Source organism: Methylobacterium sp. XJLW, from assembly GCF_003254375.1.
Classification (GTDB): Bacteria; Pseudomonadota; Alphaproteobacteria; order Rhizobiales; family Beijerinckiaceae; genus Methylobacterium; species Methylobacterium fujisawaense.
This window is the reverse complement of sequence record NZ_CP016429.1, coordinates 5,318,089-5,332,904: the sequence shown is the minus strand read 5'-3', so window position 1 is coordinate 5,332,904 and position 14,816 is coordinate 5,318,089. Positions and strand designations below refer to the sequence as shown.

The 14,816-nt window shown below is 71.8% G+C and carries 13 protein-coding genes and 1 pseudogene; 12 read left to right on the top strand and 2 right to left on the bottom strand.

Annotated features, from left to right (window positions below):
* Positions 1–193: 193 nt before the first annotated feature.
* The 10 genes from A3862_RS24600 to A3862_RS24555 all read left to right on the top strand — a co-directional run bounded on the left by A3862_RS24600 (position 194) and on the right by A3862_RS24555 (position 9,514).
* Entirely contained in the window at positions 194–1,702 is a 1,509-nt protein-coding gene (locus A3862_RS24600) for an ATPase domain-containing protein (RefSeq protein ID WP_043355227.1), read from the top strand.
* Positions 1,689–2,729: a sensor histidine kinase gene (locus A3862_RS24595; protein WP_043355225.1), complete on the top strand. Its 1,041-nt coding sequence runs from the start codon at positions 1,689–1,691 to the stop codon at positions 2,727–2,729. Before A3862_RS24600 ends, A3862_RS24595 begins: the two co-directional genes overlap by 14 nt.
* 145 nt (positions 2,730–2,874) lie before the next feature.
* Positions 2,875–3,237 carry a hypothetical protein gene (locus tag A3862_RS24590; protein ID WP_043382391.1) on the top strand — a complete coding sequence of 121 codons (363 nt, stop codon included), beginning with the start codon at positions 2,875–2,877 and terminating at the stop codon, positions 3,235–3,237.
* A gap of 445 nt (positions 3,238–3,682) precedes the next feature.
* The gene (msuE, locus tag A3862_RS24585) at positions 3,683–4,258 is read left to right on the top strand and encodes an FMN reductase (protein ID WP_043355222.1); all 576 of its coding nucleotides are present in this window, start codon (positions 3,683–3,685) and stop codon (positions 4,256–4,258) included.
* Between the two features lie 8 nt (positions 4,259–4,266).
* Positions 4,267–5,226, top strand: a complete 960-nt coding sequence (locus A3862_RS24580) for an aliphatic sulfonate ABC transporter substrate-binding protein (RefSeq protein WP_043756512.1) — start codon at positions 4,267–4,269, stop codon at positions 5,224–5,226.
* An 18-nt stretch (positions 5,227–5,244) separates the two neighbouring features.
* The gene (locus A3862_RS24575; protein WP_043756513.1) at positions 5,245–6,267 is read left to right on the top strand and encodes a sulfonate ABC transporter substrate-binding protein; all 1,023 of its coding nucleotides are present in this window, start codon (positions 5,245–5,247) and stop codon (positions 6,265–6,267) included.
* Positions 6,267–7,049, top strand: a complete 783-nt coding sequence (gene ssuC / locus A3862_RS24570; protein ID WP_043357563.1) for an aliphatic sulfonate ABC transporter permease SsuC — start codon at positions 6,267–6,269, stop codon at positions 7,047–7,049. The genes A3862_RS24575 and ssuC overlap by 1 nt, the downstream gene beginning before the upstream one ends.
* Entirely contained in the window at positions 7,049–7,900 is an 852-nt protein-coding gene (locus tag A3862_RS24565; protein ID WP_043382382.1) for an ABC transporter ATP-binding protein, read from the top strand. The genes ssuC and A3862_RS24565 overlap by 1 nt, the downstream gene beginning before the upstream one ends.
* Positions 7,901–7,919: 19 nt before the next feature.
* Complete coding sequence (ssuD, locus tag A3862_RS24560; RefSeq protein ID WP_043382379.1) at positions 7,920–9,095, top strand: FMNH2-dependent alkanesulfonate monooxygenase; 1,176 nt, start codon at positions 7,920–7,922, stop codon at positions 9,093–9,095.
* Between the two features lie 149 nt (positions 9,096–9,244).
* The gene (locus A3862_RS24555) at positions 9,245–9,514 is read left to right on the top strand and encodes a hypothetical protein (protein ID WP_043357569.1); all 270 of its coding nucleotides are present in this window, start codon (positions 9,245–9,247) and stop codon (positions 9,512–9,514) included.
* Between the two features lie 4 nt (positions 9,515–9,518).
* On the opposite strand, the gene A3862_RS24550 is transcribed toward A3862_RS24555, so the two are convergent.
* On the bottom strand, positions 9,519–10,964 hold the full coding sequence (locus tag A3862_RS24550) for a hypothetical protein (RefSeq protein WP_111474057.1): 1,446 nt from the start codon (positions 10,962–10,964) through the stop codon (positions 9,519–9,521).
* A gap of 296 nt (positions 10,965–11,260) precedes the next feature.
* Between A3862_RS24550 and A3862_RS24545 the strand changes: the two genes are divergently transcribed.
* On the top strand, positions 11,261–13,516 hold the full coding sequence (locus A3862_RS24545; RefSeq protein ID WP_043761061.1) for an SLC26A/SulP transporter family protein: 2,256 nt from the start codon (positions 11,261–11,263) through the stop codon (positions 13,514–13,516).
* 34 nt (positions 13,517–13,550) lie between these two features.
* Here A3862_RS24545 and A3862_RS24540 read toward each other — a convergent pair whose 3' ends face one another.
* The gene (locus A3862_RS24540) at positions 13,551–13,946 is read right to left on the bottom strand and encodes a DUF3307 domain-containing protein (RefSeq protein WP_043756514.1); all 396 of its coding nucleotides are present in this window, start codon (positions 13,944–13,946) and stop codon (positions 13,551–13,553) included.
* A gap of 360 nt (positions 13,947–14,306) precedes the next feature.
* Here A3862_RS24540 and A3862_RS32200 point away from each other — a divergent pair.
* A pseudogene (locus tag A3862_RS32200) lies at positions 14,307–14,807 on the top strand (sigma factor); the annotation flags it as partial.
* Positions 14,808–14,816 lie beyond the last annotated feature (9 nt).

Sequence of the window (14,816 nt, the reverse complement as noted above, 5' to 3'; positions counted from 1 at the left end):
CCGCACGGCGCGGCCGTCCGGCAGGACCGATGTCCCGGTCGCGCCGACGGTCGCGCCGACGGTATCGGCCGGCGCAGGAGCGCGGCGGACGGGGTTTCGCCCTGCGCGCTCCTTCGTGTACGAGACCGGGCTCCGCGTTCCGTCACGCGGTCGGTGGGCTGCCCGCCCGTCGGGCGACGGCAGAGACCTGGACATGGCAGTGACCGATCAAGACGCGGCGCCGGTCTGTACCGGAGTGGCCGGCCTCGACCACATCCTGGACGGCGGCTACGCGTCCCGGCGCTCGCACCTCATCGAGGGCCGGCCCGGATCCGGCAAGACGACGCTGGCGATGCAGTTCCTGCTCGACGGCGTGCGGCGGGGCGAGCGCTGCCTGTACATCACGCTGTCCGAGAGCCGGCGCGAGCTCCTGAACGTCGCGGGGCGCCACGGCTGGTCCCTCGACGGCATCGAGATCTTCGAACTCATCGCGCCGGAACTCAGCCTCGACCCGAACCAGCAGCAGAGCCTCGTCCATTCGTCCGATCTCGAACTCGGCGAGACCATCCGCATGGCGATCGCCGAGATCGAGCGGACCAAGCCGCAGCGCGTCGTGTTCGACAGCCTGTCCGAGATCCGGCTGCTCTCGCAGGGTTCGCTGCGCTACCGCAGGCAGGTCCACGCCCTGCGCAGCTTCCTGCTCATCCAGAACACCACGGCGCTGCTCCTCGACGATCTGACCGCCGAGGCGGACGACCTGAATCTGCACAGTCTCAGCCATGCCGTGATCCGGCTGGAACAGCTCGCGCCGCTCTACGGCGGGGAGCGGCGGCGCCTGCGCGTGATCAAGATGCGCGGCACGCCGTTCCGGGGCGGGTTCCACGACTACGTCATCCGGCGCGGCGGTCTCACGGTGTTCCCGCGGCTCGTCGCGGCCGAGCATCTCGGCACCTTCGCCGACGACCAGTGCGGCACGGGCAGCCCCGAGCTCGACCTGCTGCTCGGCGGCGGCATCGATCGCGGGACCAGCACGATGCTGATCGGCCCGTCCGGCGTCGGCAAGTCGACGGTGGCGCTCACCTGCGTCACCGCGGCGATCGCTCGCGGCGAGAAGGTGCTGATCCTCAGCTTCGACGAGACCACGAACGTGCTGCGGCGCCGGGCCCGCGGCCTCGGCATGCCGATCGACGCCGTGATCGCCTCCGGCGATCTCCGGGTCGAACAGATCGATCCGGCGGAGGTCTCGCCCGGCGAACTCGCCGACATCGTGCAGGAGGCGGTCGAGCACCAGGGCGTGACGACGGTCGTGATCGATTCCCTGACCGGCTATCACAACGCCATGCCGGAGGAGAACTACCTGCTCCTGCAGATGCATGAGTTGCTGACCTACCTGAACCAGCAGGGCGTCGTCACGCTCCTGGTCCTGGCCCAGCACGGCATGATCGGGGCGATGGGCGCCAATGTCGACCTGACCTATCTCAGCGACACGATCCTGCTGTTCCGCACCTTCGAGGCCGATGGCCGGCTGCGGCGCGCGATCTCGGTGGTGAAGAAGCGGACCGGCAGCCATGAGAACGCGATCCGCGAATTGCGGATCGACTCCGACGGGATCCGCGTTGGCGAACCACTCAGCGCGTTCAGGGGTATCATGACCGGCGTTCCGACATTCGAAGGTGAACGGTCGTCCCTCTTGCCCACCCACAGGGCTGATGACCGACGCTGAACCGCCGGTTCTCCTCTTCACGCCGGGGGGCCGCGACGCCGTCGTCGCCGCGACCATCCTCGGCGAGGGACAGATCGCGTCGCAGATCTGCGGCAGCCTCGCGGAGGTGGTCGCCCGGCTCCACACGGCCGCCTGCGCGGTCCTGACCGAGGAGGCGTTGCTCTCCTCGAACCGGCAGGCGCTGGCGGACTGGATCGCCGCCCAGCCGCCCTGGTCCGACTTCCCGTTCATCCTCCTGCGACTGCGCGGCGCCGAGCCCAACACGCAGTTGACCGACCTCTTGGGCAACGTGAGCGTGCTGGAGCGCCCGTTCCATCCGGCGACCCTGATCATGGCGGCCCGGGCCGCCCATCGCGCCAAGCGCCGGCAGCTCGAGGCGCGGGCCCATCTCGAGGAGCGCGAGCGGACGACGGAGCGGCAGGCGCTCCTGATCCGCGAGCTGCATCACCGGGTGAAGAACACGCTGGCGACGGTGCAGGCGCTGCTCGGGGCTTCGGCCCGGTCCGCCACCACCGTGGACGCGTTCTACGAGGCGTTCTCGGCGCGGGTGATCTCGCTGGCCAAGACCCACAATCTCCTGACCGAGGATTACTGGCAGCAGGCCCCCCTGCGCGAGATGCTGATGAACGAGCTGGGGCCCTACAACGACGTCGAGGGCTCCCGCATCCAGCTGGACGGGCCGCCGATCGACCTGATGGGCGACCTCGCGGTCCCGACCGGCATGGCCATCCACGAGCTGACGACCAACGCGGCCAAGCACGGCGCCTTGTCGGTTCCGGAGGGCTGTATCCGGATCCGCTGGGGTGTCGAGCAGACGCCGGCGGCACGCATGCTCCATCTCGACTGGACCGAACGGGGCGGCCCGTTCACGGAGACACCGACGCGGAAGGGCTTCGGCTCGACGCTGCTGCAACGCGTCCTGAAGCTCCAGTGCCAGGCGGAGATCGCCTTCGATTTCCAGCCGGCCGGCCTGCATTTCACCATGCGTGCGCCGCTGCCCGAGACGCGCGTCGTCCCGACCTACTGAGCGCACCGGTCCTCGAAAGCCGGCGGCCCGGATCCGACCGCGGGATGTGCGCTTTCACACAGAAGTGTGGTGCATCCTCCGGCTCAGGTCGAACCGATCGCAGGTGCGAGATTTGGGATGTCGCAGCACAGCGACACGTTTCTCGATGACCAAGTTTGCCCCTCTCGTCGCCGCCATCCTCGCCTGGGCCGCCTTCGGCACCTGGGCCGAAGCCCGGCGATCCGCGCTCCAGAAGGATATTCCGGCCCTGCGTCCGGGCATCGAAGCCGATCTGGCCGCCCGGAACTGCCCGAATGTCCGCATCGACACGGAGCGCTTCCGCCAGTTCTCGCGAGAGAACCACCTCAACCACGCCGATTTCTTCACGAAGAAGCGCTCGGTCGCCCTGCAGCAGGACCTCGACGCGGAGGCGACGCAGTTCCGGGAGCGTCCGGAGCAGGCCTGCGCGCAGATGTGGGACAAGTACGGCGACGACGGTACCGTGCTGCATCTCCTCGCCCGCAAATAGACGGACCGCCGGCCGGGCGCGTGCTGGAACCGGCCCGCCGCCCGGCGGGCCGCCAGGGTTCGCGGCCGACGGGTGAGCGTCTGCCGGTTGCCGGCCCGCCGGGCTCCCGGCCGATGAGGCCCTTCCAAAGCCCCGCGGAATGCGAGAGCGCCCTTCTCCCGCCCGGCTCTCCGGGAGACGAAATCTTCGATTCCCGCGCGACCACGCCGCCGCGGCACAAGATTTCGGCGCGAGTCCGCCCGGAATCCTGAGATAAAATCTCATCCGGGGCGAGATGTTTCGAGCAGAACGTTTTGCGTTCGCGAGACAATTGGGAACCGCGTTTCATTGACGGCGGAACGTGGGGCGATCAATTCTATCGACCTATTCGGATGTCCGGCCGCACCATCCTCGCTCTTCGAGATCGCGGCGGCTCGCCATCCTGTCCCGCAGCAAGGCACCCGGAATGACACGACCGAGACTCGTCGGCCTGAGCGCGAACGTGCAGCGGCCCTCCAAGACCCGGACGCTGGTGGATGCGGTGCTGCGCGAGGCCGGCGCCCGGGCGCCCCTCGATGTGCGCCTCCTCGACTTCGTCGATGCCGGAACCGGCCTCGGCGCCGCCTGGACCCGCGACCAGCTCCCGGCGTCTTCGCGCAGCGTGCTCGCGGCGATCGAGGAGGCGGACGGTCTCGTGGTCGGCTCGCCGGTCTACAAGGGCGCCTATACCGGCCTGTTCAAGCACCTGTTCGACCTCGTCGATCCGGGGGCGCTGGCCGGCAAGCCCGTGGCGATCGTGGCCACCGGCGGCGGCGCGCGCCACGCGCTCGTGGTCGAGCACGCCTTCCGGCCGCTCTTCGGCTTCTTCGGCGCCCTCCAGATCCCGACGGCCGTCTACGCCTCCGATCCCGATTTCAGCGACGGCGTGCTCACCGAGGCCGGCGTGCGCGCCCGCGCCGCCGAGGCCGGCGGGCAGCTCGCGGCCCTGCTGGTCCACCGGTCGGCCTCCGCCGCGCCCCTCGCCCTGGCCGCCGCCGAGTGAGCCGGGCGATGCTTAACCGCCGCAGCCTGCTGGCCGCCCTGGCGGCCCTGCCCCTCGCGCCGGCGCTGGTCCGGGGCGCCCGCGCGGCCGAGCCCGGCGTGGTGCGGATCGGCTACCAGAAGAACGGCATCCTGGTCGTCGCCAAGCAGCAGGGAATCATCGAGAAGCGCCTGGAGCCCCTCGGCCAGAGCGTGCGCTGGGTCGAGTTCTCCTTCGGGCCGCCGCTGCTGGAGGCCCTGTCGCTCGACGGGATCGACTTCGGACAGACCGGCGACGCGCCGCCGATCTTCGCGCAGGCCGCGCGCGCCAACCTCGTCTACGCGGCCGCCCAGGAGGCCGGCGGGTCGGGGGCGGGGATCCTGCTCCCGAAGGCCTCGGCGATCCAGAGCCTCGCCGAGCTCAAGGGCAAGCGGGTCGCCTTCGCCAAGGCGTCGAGCGCCCACAACCTGACCATCGCGGCCCTGGAGAAGGCCGGCCTCAGCTACGCCGACATCACGCCGGTGACCCTGGCGCCCGCGGACGCCGCGGCGGCCTTCGCCCGGGGCAGCATCGACGCCTGGACGATCTGGGACCCGTATTTCGCCATCGCCGAGCAGGGGGAGGGGGTGCGGGTGCTGGCCCGCGCCAGCGACATCACCCCGCAGAACAACTACTTCCTGGCGAGTCGCCCCTTCGCGGAGACCCGCGCCCCGGTGCTCCAGGCGGTGATCGACGCGCTCGGGGACGTGGCGGCCTGGTGCACGCAGAACCGCGGCGCCGTCGCCGACCTCCTGTCGCAGGGCACCGGCGTGCCCCTCGCCGCCACGCGCCGGGCGGTGGACCGGACCGACTACGTGATCGGCCCGATGAACGACCGGGTCGCCGCCGAGCAGCAGCGGATCGCCGACCGCTTCCACGCCCTGAAGTTGATCCCCAAGCCGATCCGGATCGCCGACGCGGTCTGGACCGCCCCCGCCCGCAACGGCTGACACCGACTGCCGAGAGCCATGACCGACCGCATGCCCCGCGCCCTGGCCCTGCCGCCGTCCGACGGCCCGGCGCCGAACCGCCGCCTGCTCCTGTCCGCCGGGCTCGGCCTCGCGGCGGCCGCGATGCTGCGCCCCGCCCGGGCCGCGGGCAGTATCCGGATCGGCTACCAGAAATACGGCTCCCTGGTGCTGCTGAAGGGCCGCGGCAGCCTGGAGACGGCGCTCCAGCCGCTGGGCGTCACGGTGGCGTGGTCGGAATTCCCGTCCGGGCCGCCGCTCCTGGAGGCGCTGAATGCCGGGGCGATCGATTTCGGCTCCGCCGGGGAGGCCCCGCCGATCTTTGCCCAGGCCGCGAGCCCGGAGCTGCGCTACGTCGCCACCGAGCCGCCGGCGCCGCGGGGGGAGGCGATCCTCGTGCCCAAGGACAGCCCGGTGCGCAGCGTCGCCGACCTGCGCGGGAAGACCATCGCCCTCAACAAGGGCTCGAACGTCCACTTCCTGCTGGTGCGCGCCCTGGCGCAGGCGGGCGTGCCCTATGACGGGGTGAAGCTCGCCTTCCTGGCGCCGGCGGACGCCAACGCCGCCTTCGTGCGCGGCTCCGTCGACGCCTGGGCGATCTGGGATCCGTATCTCGCCGCCGCCGAGCGCGCCACGGGCGCCCGGGTCCTGGCCGACGGGCAGGGGCTCGCCCCCAACCGCCAGTTCTACCTGTCCCGGCGGGGCTTCACCGATTCCAGCCCGGAGATCGTGTCGGCCGTGCTCAAGGCGATCGGTGAGGTCGATGCCTGGGCGGAGGGCCACGCGGACGCCGTGGCGGCGGAACTCGCCCCCGCGGTGGGCATCCCCGCGCCGGTTCTCGGCGTCGCCCTGGGACGGCTGTCCTACGGCGTCGCGCCCCTCGACGCCGCGGCGGTCGCCGACCAGCAGAAGGTCGCCGACGCGTTCCACGGGCTGGGCCTCCTGCCGCGACCGATCCGGGTCGCCGACGCGGTCTGGACGCAGCCCGAGCGCCGGGCCGAGAATCGGGCGGAGACTCGCTGATGCGCAACGCCAAGCTCGATCGCCTCGGCGACACGGCCCTGCCCTGGCTCCTGCCGGCGGCGCTCCTTCTCGGCTGGCAGGCCGCGGTCTCGGCTGGCCTCGTCTCCAACCGCTTCATGCCGGCGCCCCTCGACGTGGTCCGGGCCGGCTGGGAGGCCGGGCGGACCGGGGAGCTCTGGACCAATCTCGGCGTCAGCACCCTGCGGGCGCTCGCGGGCTTCGTGATCGGCGGCGGCATCGGCTTCGCGCTCGGCCTCGCCAACGGCCTGTCGCGCCTGTCGGAGCGGCTCACCGACACCTCGGTGCAGATGGTGCGCAACGTGCCCCACCTGTCGCTGATCCCGCTGGTGATCCTGTGGTTCGGCATCGGCGAGGAGGCCAAGCTGTTCCTCGTGGCGCTCGGCGTGTTCTTCCCGATCTACGCCAACACCCTGCACGGCATCCGCTCGGTGGATCCGGGCCTCGTGGAGATGGGCCGGGTCTACGGCATGTCCCGCAGCGAGCTGTTCGCCCGGGTGGTGCTGCCCGGCGCCCTGCCGTCGATCTTCGTCGGCCTGCGTTACGGCCTGGGCATCATGTGGCTGACGCTGATCGTCGCCGAGACGATCTCGGCCTCGTCGGGGCTCGGCTACATGGCCATGCAGGCGCGCGAGTTCATGCTGGTCGACGTCGTGGTGCTGGCGATCCTGATCTACGCGGCCCTCGGCAAGCTCGCCGACGCCCTGACCCGCCAGCTCGAGCGCACCTGCCTCGCCTGGAATCCCGCCTACAGGAGCGCCTGATGCTGCTCGACGCCGTCCGCCGCGAGGCGCTTCCCGACGCCGGATCGGCACCCCGTCAGGCCGGGGGATCCGCATCGTCACGCCCGCCCGCGGAGCCCGCGGGCCGCGGCATCGCCGTCACCGTCCGCGACCTGCACAAGAGCTTCGACGGCACCGCCGTCATCGAGGGCCTGAACCTGTTCCTGCCGGCCGGCGGGTTCACCGCGGTGGTGGGCCGCTCCGGCTGCGGCAAGAGCACCCTGCTGCGCCTGATCCTCGGGCTGGAGACGCCCACCGGCGGCCGGATCGATCTGGAAGGGCCGGCGACGTCGCCCCGCCGGTCGGAGCCGCCGAAGCGGATCATGTTCCAGGAGCCGCGCCTCCTGCCCTGGGCGCGGGTCGTCGACAACGTCGCGGTCGGCCTGTCGGGCCTCGGCTCCCGGGCCGAGCGCCGGGAGCGGGCGCTCGCGGCGCTCGCCGAGGTCGGGCTCGGCGACAAGGCGGGACAATGGCCCGCGACCCTGTCGGGGGGCCAGCGGCAGCGGGTGGCGCTGGCCCGGGCGCTGGTGAGCCGGCCGGGCCTGCTCGCCCTCGACGAACCCCTCGGCGCCCTCGACGCCCTGACCCGCATCGGCATGCAGGACCTGATCGAGCGGATCTGGCAGGCGCAGGGCTTCACGGCGCTGCTCGTGACCCACGACGTCGCCGAGGCGGTGGCGCTGGCCGACCGCATCCTCGTGGTGGAAGCCGGGCGGATCGCCCTCGACCTGCGGGTCGACGTGCCGCGCCCGCGCCGACGCGGGGATCCGGATCTCGCACGCCTCGAAGGCCGTATTCTCGATCATCTTCTGGGCGCGCCGCAGGCCGCCTGACCCGCAACGGAGCTTCCCGATGACCGCATCGCACGACGGGCGCGCCGACGTCCTCTGGTTCCTGCCGACCCACGGCGACGGGCGCTATCTCGGTGCCCAGGAGGGCGCCCGGGACGTGTCGCTCGGCTACCTCCAGCAGATCGCGCAGGGCGCCGACGCCCTCGGCTATTACGGCGTGCTGCTGCCCACCGGGCGCTCCTGCGAGGATTCCTGGATCGTCGCCTCGGCCCTGGCGCCCCTGACCCGGCAGCTGCGCTTCCTCGTGGCGGTGCGGCCGGGCCTGATGGAGCCCTCGGCCGCCGCCCGCATGACCGCGACCCTCGACCGGATCTCCGGCGGGCGCCTGCTGATCAACGTCGTCACCGGCGGCGACCCGGTGGAGCTCGCCGGCGACGGCGTGTTCCTGTCCCACGACGAACGCTACGCCGTCACCGACGAGTTCCTGACGATCTGGCGCGGCCTGCTGGCGGGGGAGACCGTGACCTTCCAGGGCGCGCATCTGCGCGCCGAGAACGGCCGGCTGATCTACCCGCCGGTGCAGAAGCCCTATCCGCCGCTCTATTTCGGCGGCTCCTCGCCCGCCGGGATGGCGGTGGCGGCCGAGCATTGCGACGTCTACCTCACCTGGGGCGAGCCGCCGGCGCAGGTCGCGGAAAAGATCGCCGCCGCCCGGCAGGCCGCCGAGGCGAAGGGCAAGACCTTCTCGTATGGCATCCGCCTGCACGTGATCGCCCGGGAGACGGAGGGCGAGGCCTGGGACGCGGCCGAGCAACTGATCTCGAAGCTCGACGACGCCACCATCGCGAAGGCGCAGGAGACCCTGAAGCGGCAGGATTCCGTCGGCCAGAGCCGCATGATGGCCCTCCACGGCGGCAAGCGCGACAAGCTGGTGGTGTCGCCCAACCTCTGGGCCGGCGTCGGCCTCGTGCGCGGCGGTGCCGGGACGGCTTTGGTCGGCTCGGCCGATCAGGTTGCCGACCGGATGAAGGAGTACATCGATCTCGGGATCGACCGCTTCATCCTCTCGGGCTACCCGCACCTGGAGGAGGCCTACCGCTTCGCCGAGCTGGTCTTCCCGAAGCTGCCGCTGCGCGCCACCACGGGTCGCCCGGCCACCAATGCCCGCAACGACGGCCCGTTCGGGGAGATCGTCGCCAACGACATCGTGCCCAGCCGCCGCGTCGGCGCGCACTGACCGGAGGATCGGGCCGCCCTCCGGGACCGGGCATGGCTGATCTGCATTCGCGCTGCCCGGGTGTCATGGTGACGCCATCCTTGGCGTCCATCCGCCCCGCCCATCGCCGCGCGCCGTACGCGCGCGGCCGGGACGAGTAAAGGATGTCCATGACTTCGACCAAGACGGCCCTGCTGGCCATCGGTCTCTGCCTCGGCCCCGCCGCGGCCTTCGCGGAGCAATCCCCGGCCCGGGAAGCGCTCAAGCAGTACTGCACCGGCGACTACATGGATTTCTGCAGCGCCTACGCGCCGGGCGGCCCGGAAGTCGAAGCCTGCTTCAAGGCCAATCTCAAGAAGCTCTCGCCCAACTGCTCGGCGGCGATCACCGCCTACAAGAAGGAGCAGCGGGCGACCAAGCGCTTCAGCGAGGCGCGCTGAACCGTCACCGCACGGCGACGCCCAGAGGCGCGCCGCTGCAGTCGAGATGCGCCGGGTTGGTCGAGACCACCCCGGCATTGCACCCCGCCTGCGTCCCGACATAGAGGGGCGTCCCCCCGGATCCGGGCCGCGCGAGGTAGCCGATCGGCCGCGTGCCGGCGTCGAGATGGCGGGGATTGCTGGTGACGAGGCCTGCATCGAGCCCGGCCGCCGTGCCGACATAGACGGGCGGGTCGCCGGGGTTACCCGGTTGCGCCAGCGTGGCGCCGATCGGCGCCGTGGCGCAGCCCTTGTACCCCGGGTCGATCGTCACCTCGCCGGCGTTGCAGCCGCCCTGCGTGCCGACATAGAGCGCCGTACCGGGCGCCCGGGCGGCCGGGGGCGGCGCGACGGCCGCCTGCGGCGCGATAGCAGCCCGCGGCGCTTGGGCGGCCCGCGGCGCTTGGGCAGCCTGCGGCGCTTGGGCAGCCTGCGGCGCTTGGGCGGCCGGCCCGCCGCCGAGCGCCGTCCGCAGGGCCGCGATCCCCGCCTTGACGTCCTCCAGCGTGCCGACCACCACGTAGCAGGTGTAGCTGTGCGCCCCGGCCGGGACGTTGTTCTCGCGGAAGACGCAGTTCCACTTCACCGTCGCGTTGCCAGGGCCCGGCAGGGTCGCGAAGTTGAACCGGCCGTAGCCCGCGTTCGGCACGCTCGGCTGGGGGAGGGCGGGGCTGTACACGCCCATGGCCCGGGATCCGTCGGCATTGGCCAGGATCACCGGCACGCCCTGCTCGGCCGGCCCCGCGGAGAGCGGCGCGGAGCGGCCCGTCGCCGGATCGTAGCTCCAGAACTGCGCGAAGTCGGGGGGCATGTAGGCGGTGGCCGCCTCGAAGGTCGCGGAGGCATGCGGCTCGGCGGTGACGTAGGTGGCGCGGTACGCGATGGCGTTGGCCACGCCCTCGGCGCCGAGGGTGACGCGCTTGGCCAGGACGTCGTTGGAGCGCGGCCCGGCATGGGGGACGGGGCCCTTCGGGCAATTGCCGGTCGTCGCACCGGGCCCGATCCAGTAGGCCATCTGGGACCGGGTCTCGAGCGTGTCGGCGCCGACCTGCAGGGCCGTGAGCAGGCTCGTGCTGCGCGGGCCGGTGCCGTCGGCATCGCTGCCGGCCTCCGTGGGGTTCAGGCACTCCCCGTAGCCGTCGAAGGCGGCGGCCGATTGCAGCTCCCGGCCGTGGTCGCGGGCGTTGATGAACTGCGTGCCGCCCCAGGTCAGGCTGTCGATGGCGCCCGCGGTCCGGGACGAGACGCCGACGGCGAGGGGCGATCCCTTGAACGGCCGGCTGATCGTCGCCCGGCCGCCGGGCTCGGGCCATGCGATCGACGGCGCATCCGCGGCGCGGGCGGACCCGGCGAAGCCGGCGAGCAGCAGCGCCGCGCAGGCGGGACGGGTGGGTCGGATCGGTGCGGTCATCGGCGACTCCTGGGCGCCGTCGGCTTAGCAGGTGCGGGCGCGCCGTCCAGGATCGCATCCCGGACACCCGACCGGGACCCGCGCGCCGCAACCGGGCCTCGTCGGTCCGCCGCCCGCGCCGATGCTGCCTTCGGGCAGCCTCACGCCTGCACGATAATTTAAGCCCGTGGCCGCCATCAGGTTAGGACACGCGCGGCCGAACTCCGAGTCCTGCGGCTCTGTGATGATCGGCCCGCGCGACTATCGGGAACCTGTCTCGGCAGTCCCGGAGACTGCACGATGTGGAGGCCGTGCCGATGACGACACCCGACCTGACGTCCGCCGGAACCGCCTCCCGGGCCGGCGGCCGCGAGGGGCTGCTGCGCGGTGCACGCATCGGCGCCGCCGCGGCGGTGACCGTGATGGTGCTGCTGCTCGATCTCATCAGCTACTCCCAGCTCATCTTCGCGGGGCCGCTGGCGGAGAGCCGCGCCGCCGGCCTGTCGGGCCTGCTCGCGGCCTACGTGCTGGGCAGCCTCGTCTTCATCGCGCTCCGCCGGACCGCGCGGATCTCGCTCTCCTTCATCGGCGCGGCCGCGATCGTGCAGGCGGCGATCGCCGCGGGCGTCGCCGGGCAGCTGGAAGCGGCGGGCGTGACCGATCCGGAGACGGTGGGCCAGCTCGTCCTCGTCGCCTGCGGCGTCTCGACCTTCGCCACCGGATTGGTCTTCGCGCTGCTCGGCACGCTGCGGGCCTCCCTGCTGGTGCAGCTCCTGCCCTATCCGGTGCTCGCCGGCTTCCTCGGCGGAGTCGGGCTGCTGTTCCTGCGCAGCGGCGTGCAGATCGGCGGCCATGTCGACGATCCGCTGGCGGCCCTGCTCCGCACCGTCGACCCGGCGGCCCTCGATCCGGGCCGGATCGATGCCGGAGCGCTGGCGCGCATCGCCCTGACCCTCGGCATCGGCTTCTGCGCCTTCTACTTGCCCCGGATCGTCCGGCACTGGGGGACCTATCCCACGGTCATCCTGTCGAGTCTCGCCGTGGTCCATCTCGGACTGGCCTGGACCGGCACCAGCGTCGCCGCCGGGCAGGCCGCGGGATGGCTGATCGAGCCGCTGCCGGCGGGATCGCTGCTGCGGCCGCCCGCCATCGGCAGCCTCATGGCCTTCGACCCGCACCTGCTCCTGCCGATCTGGCCCAAGATCGCCACCCTGGTCGTCGTGGCGGTGATCATCCAGATCCTCTACGTGGTGAGCGTCGAGCTGGAGATCCGGCGCGACCTCGACATCGACCGGATGTTCGTCGCCTCCGGCGCCACCAACATGGTCGGAAGCCTGTTCGGCAGCTCCGCGATGGGCTTCGGCCGGACCTCGACGCTCCTGCTGCACAACATCGGCGGCGGCCACTGGCTCGGCTGGTGGCTGACGCTGGCCGTCATGGCGGCGCTGCTCATCGTCGGCGCGAGCCCCCTGGCGCTTCTGCCCCGCCCGCTGGCCGGCGGCGCCCTGATCGCCATCGGCATCGGGCTGCTGTTCAACCTGAACCTCGCCTGCCGGACCCTACCGGGCTGGGAGATCGCCATCGCGCTGGTCGTGTGCGCCGCCACGGCGTTCTTCGGGGCCACCACGGGCTTCCTGGTCGGCGTCCTGCTGGCGATCCTGATCTTCGGGGTCCAATACGGGCAGATCGGCGCGATCCGCCGGTCGCTCTCGGGGGCAGAGCGGCGCAGCAGCGTCATCCGCGGTCCCGACGCCGCGGCGCGACTGCAGGAAGCCGGCGGCCGCACCCGGATCTACACCCTGCAGGGCTACCTGTTCTTCCTCAACGCCCAGGCGATCTACCGGCGCGCCGGCGCGGAGGCCGGGGATCTGCGCGTCCTGATCCTGGATTTCCGCGAGACGGTCGGGCTCGACAGTTCGGCGCTCATCGCGTTCCGCAAGGTCGGCCAGCTCGCCGAGCAGCGGGGCTTCGACGTGCTGCTGGTCCATCTCGATCCGGCCGCACGCCTGCAGATCGCCCGCAACGGCCTCACCGCGGACCCGCATATCCGGATCCGCGACACCCTGGACGAGGCCCTGCGCGAAGCCGAGGCCACCCTCCTGGTGGAGGCCGGGGGAGCCGGCCCGGGGGAGGTCGCCGTCTTCGCCCGGCACATGGCCGATCGGCTGGGCAGCACGTTCGGGCCGGACGACTTCGCACCGTATCTGACGGTCCGCGACCTGACGGCCGGGGCGACGCTGATGCGCCAGGGGGAGGCGGCCGACGCCCTCTACTTCCTGGAGCAGGGCGTCGTCTCCATCGAGATGGAGGTTCCCGGCCGCGGAAACCTGCGCCTGCGCACCACCACCGCGGGCACGGTGATCGGCGAGATCGCGCTGGTCCAGGGCGGCCGGCGCACCGCCACCGCCATCGCCGAGAGCCCCTGCCGGGTGGTCGGCATCGACCGCGCCGGCCTCGCCCGCATGGAGCGGGAGCGCCCCGATCTGGCGCTCACCTTCCAGCGCTTCCTGATGCTGGAACTCGCCGGCAAGGTCTCCGACACGAACCGGCTGCTCGAGGCGGAGATGCTGTGACGCGCCCGGCGGCGCCCGCCCTCCGCACCGCGGATCAGGCCGCCGCCAGCATCACGGCGAACCCGAGATGGGTGACCTGATGCAGGAACTGGTCGATGCCGACCAGCCACCAGAACCGGGCATCCGTGGTGGGCAGGCGCGTCCGCTGGGCGACCAGCGCCTTGCCGCGGTCGATCGCCGTGTGGATCGCGAAGTCCGCCAGCGCCAGCCACCACAGGGCCGGCTTCACCGCGAGGGCGATCAGCAGCGTGCCGAGGCCGTGCAGGCCGGTATGGGCGCAGAGCGGGACGAGCCACGCGGACGGCCGTTGCTTGCCTTCAGCCATCCAGTTGGTCTGGAACAGGAAATCCGCCGCGAGGTGCTTCACGGCGAACGCGAGGACCAGCAGCGCGAAGGCACCCACCGGGACGAGCGTATCGACGGACGGCATCGCGGCCCCGGCTCTCCTGACGCGATCCTGCGGGGAAGGGTTCGGATGCGCATCCCGCGCTCCGAATCGACAGGCCGCCAGCATACACGCGCCGACCGGCCCTGGCGCGGACGGAAATCCGATCCCACGGCCGCTCCGGCACCGGACGCCAGACACCAGACGCCGGACCGCAGGATTCAAGACTTAGAAAGTCGTCACGACCTTCTTCGCACCCGGAAATCAGATATTTTCGATAATCGCTGCGAAAACATCCCGAACAGCGAATATTTTAATCATTCTAATTCACGAAGATAGACATTGTTGTCCAAATCGACCGCATGATAGCTGTCCCGGCTGCGTGAGCTACGCAGGCGGGACAATGTGAGCGGGATCGTGGCGGCCCGGAATTACGACGCTGGCCTCTCCGGCCAGAGGATCACGGCGGCTCCCGTGCCCGGCTCCGGCCGGCAGCCGCCCGGCGGATCCTGGAACCTCGCGGCGTTCGAGCGCCATCGCGCCGCCTATCTGGCGAGCGCGCGCCGCATCCTCGGCTGCCCGGCCCAGGCCGAGGACGTGGTGCAGGACGTGCTGCTCCGGCTCATCGCGGATCCGCCTGAGGCCGGGGATGCGGTCCAGGCCGCCTATGTCGGGCGGATGGTGCGCAACCTCGCCCTCGACCGGGCTCGGCGGCAGGGCTTCGAGCGGCGCCTGTTCACCGGCCTCGATGCCGCCCCGGATCCGGCCGACCCGGGGATCGGAACCCCCGAGGCGGCCGCGGCGTCGCGCGAATCCCTGCGGCAGGTGGAGGCCGCGGTGGCCGAGCTGCCGGAGCCGGTGCGGACCGCCTTCCAGCTCCACCGGGTCGAGGGCGTTCCGCAGATCGAGATCGCG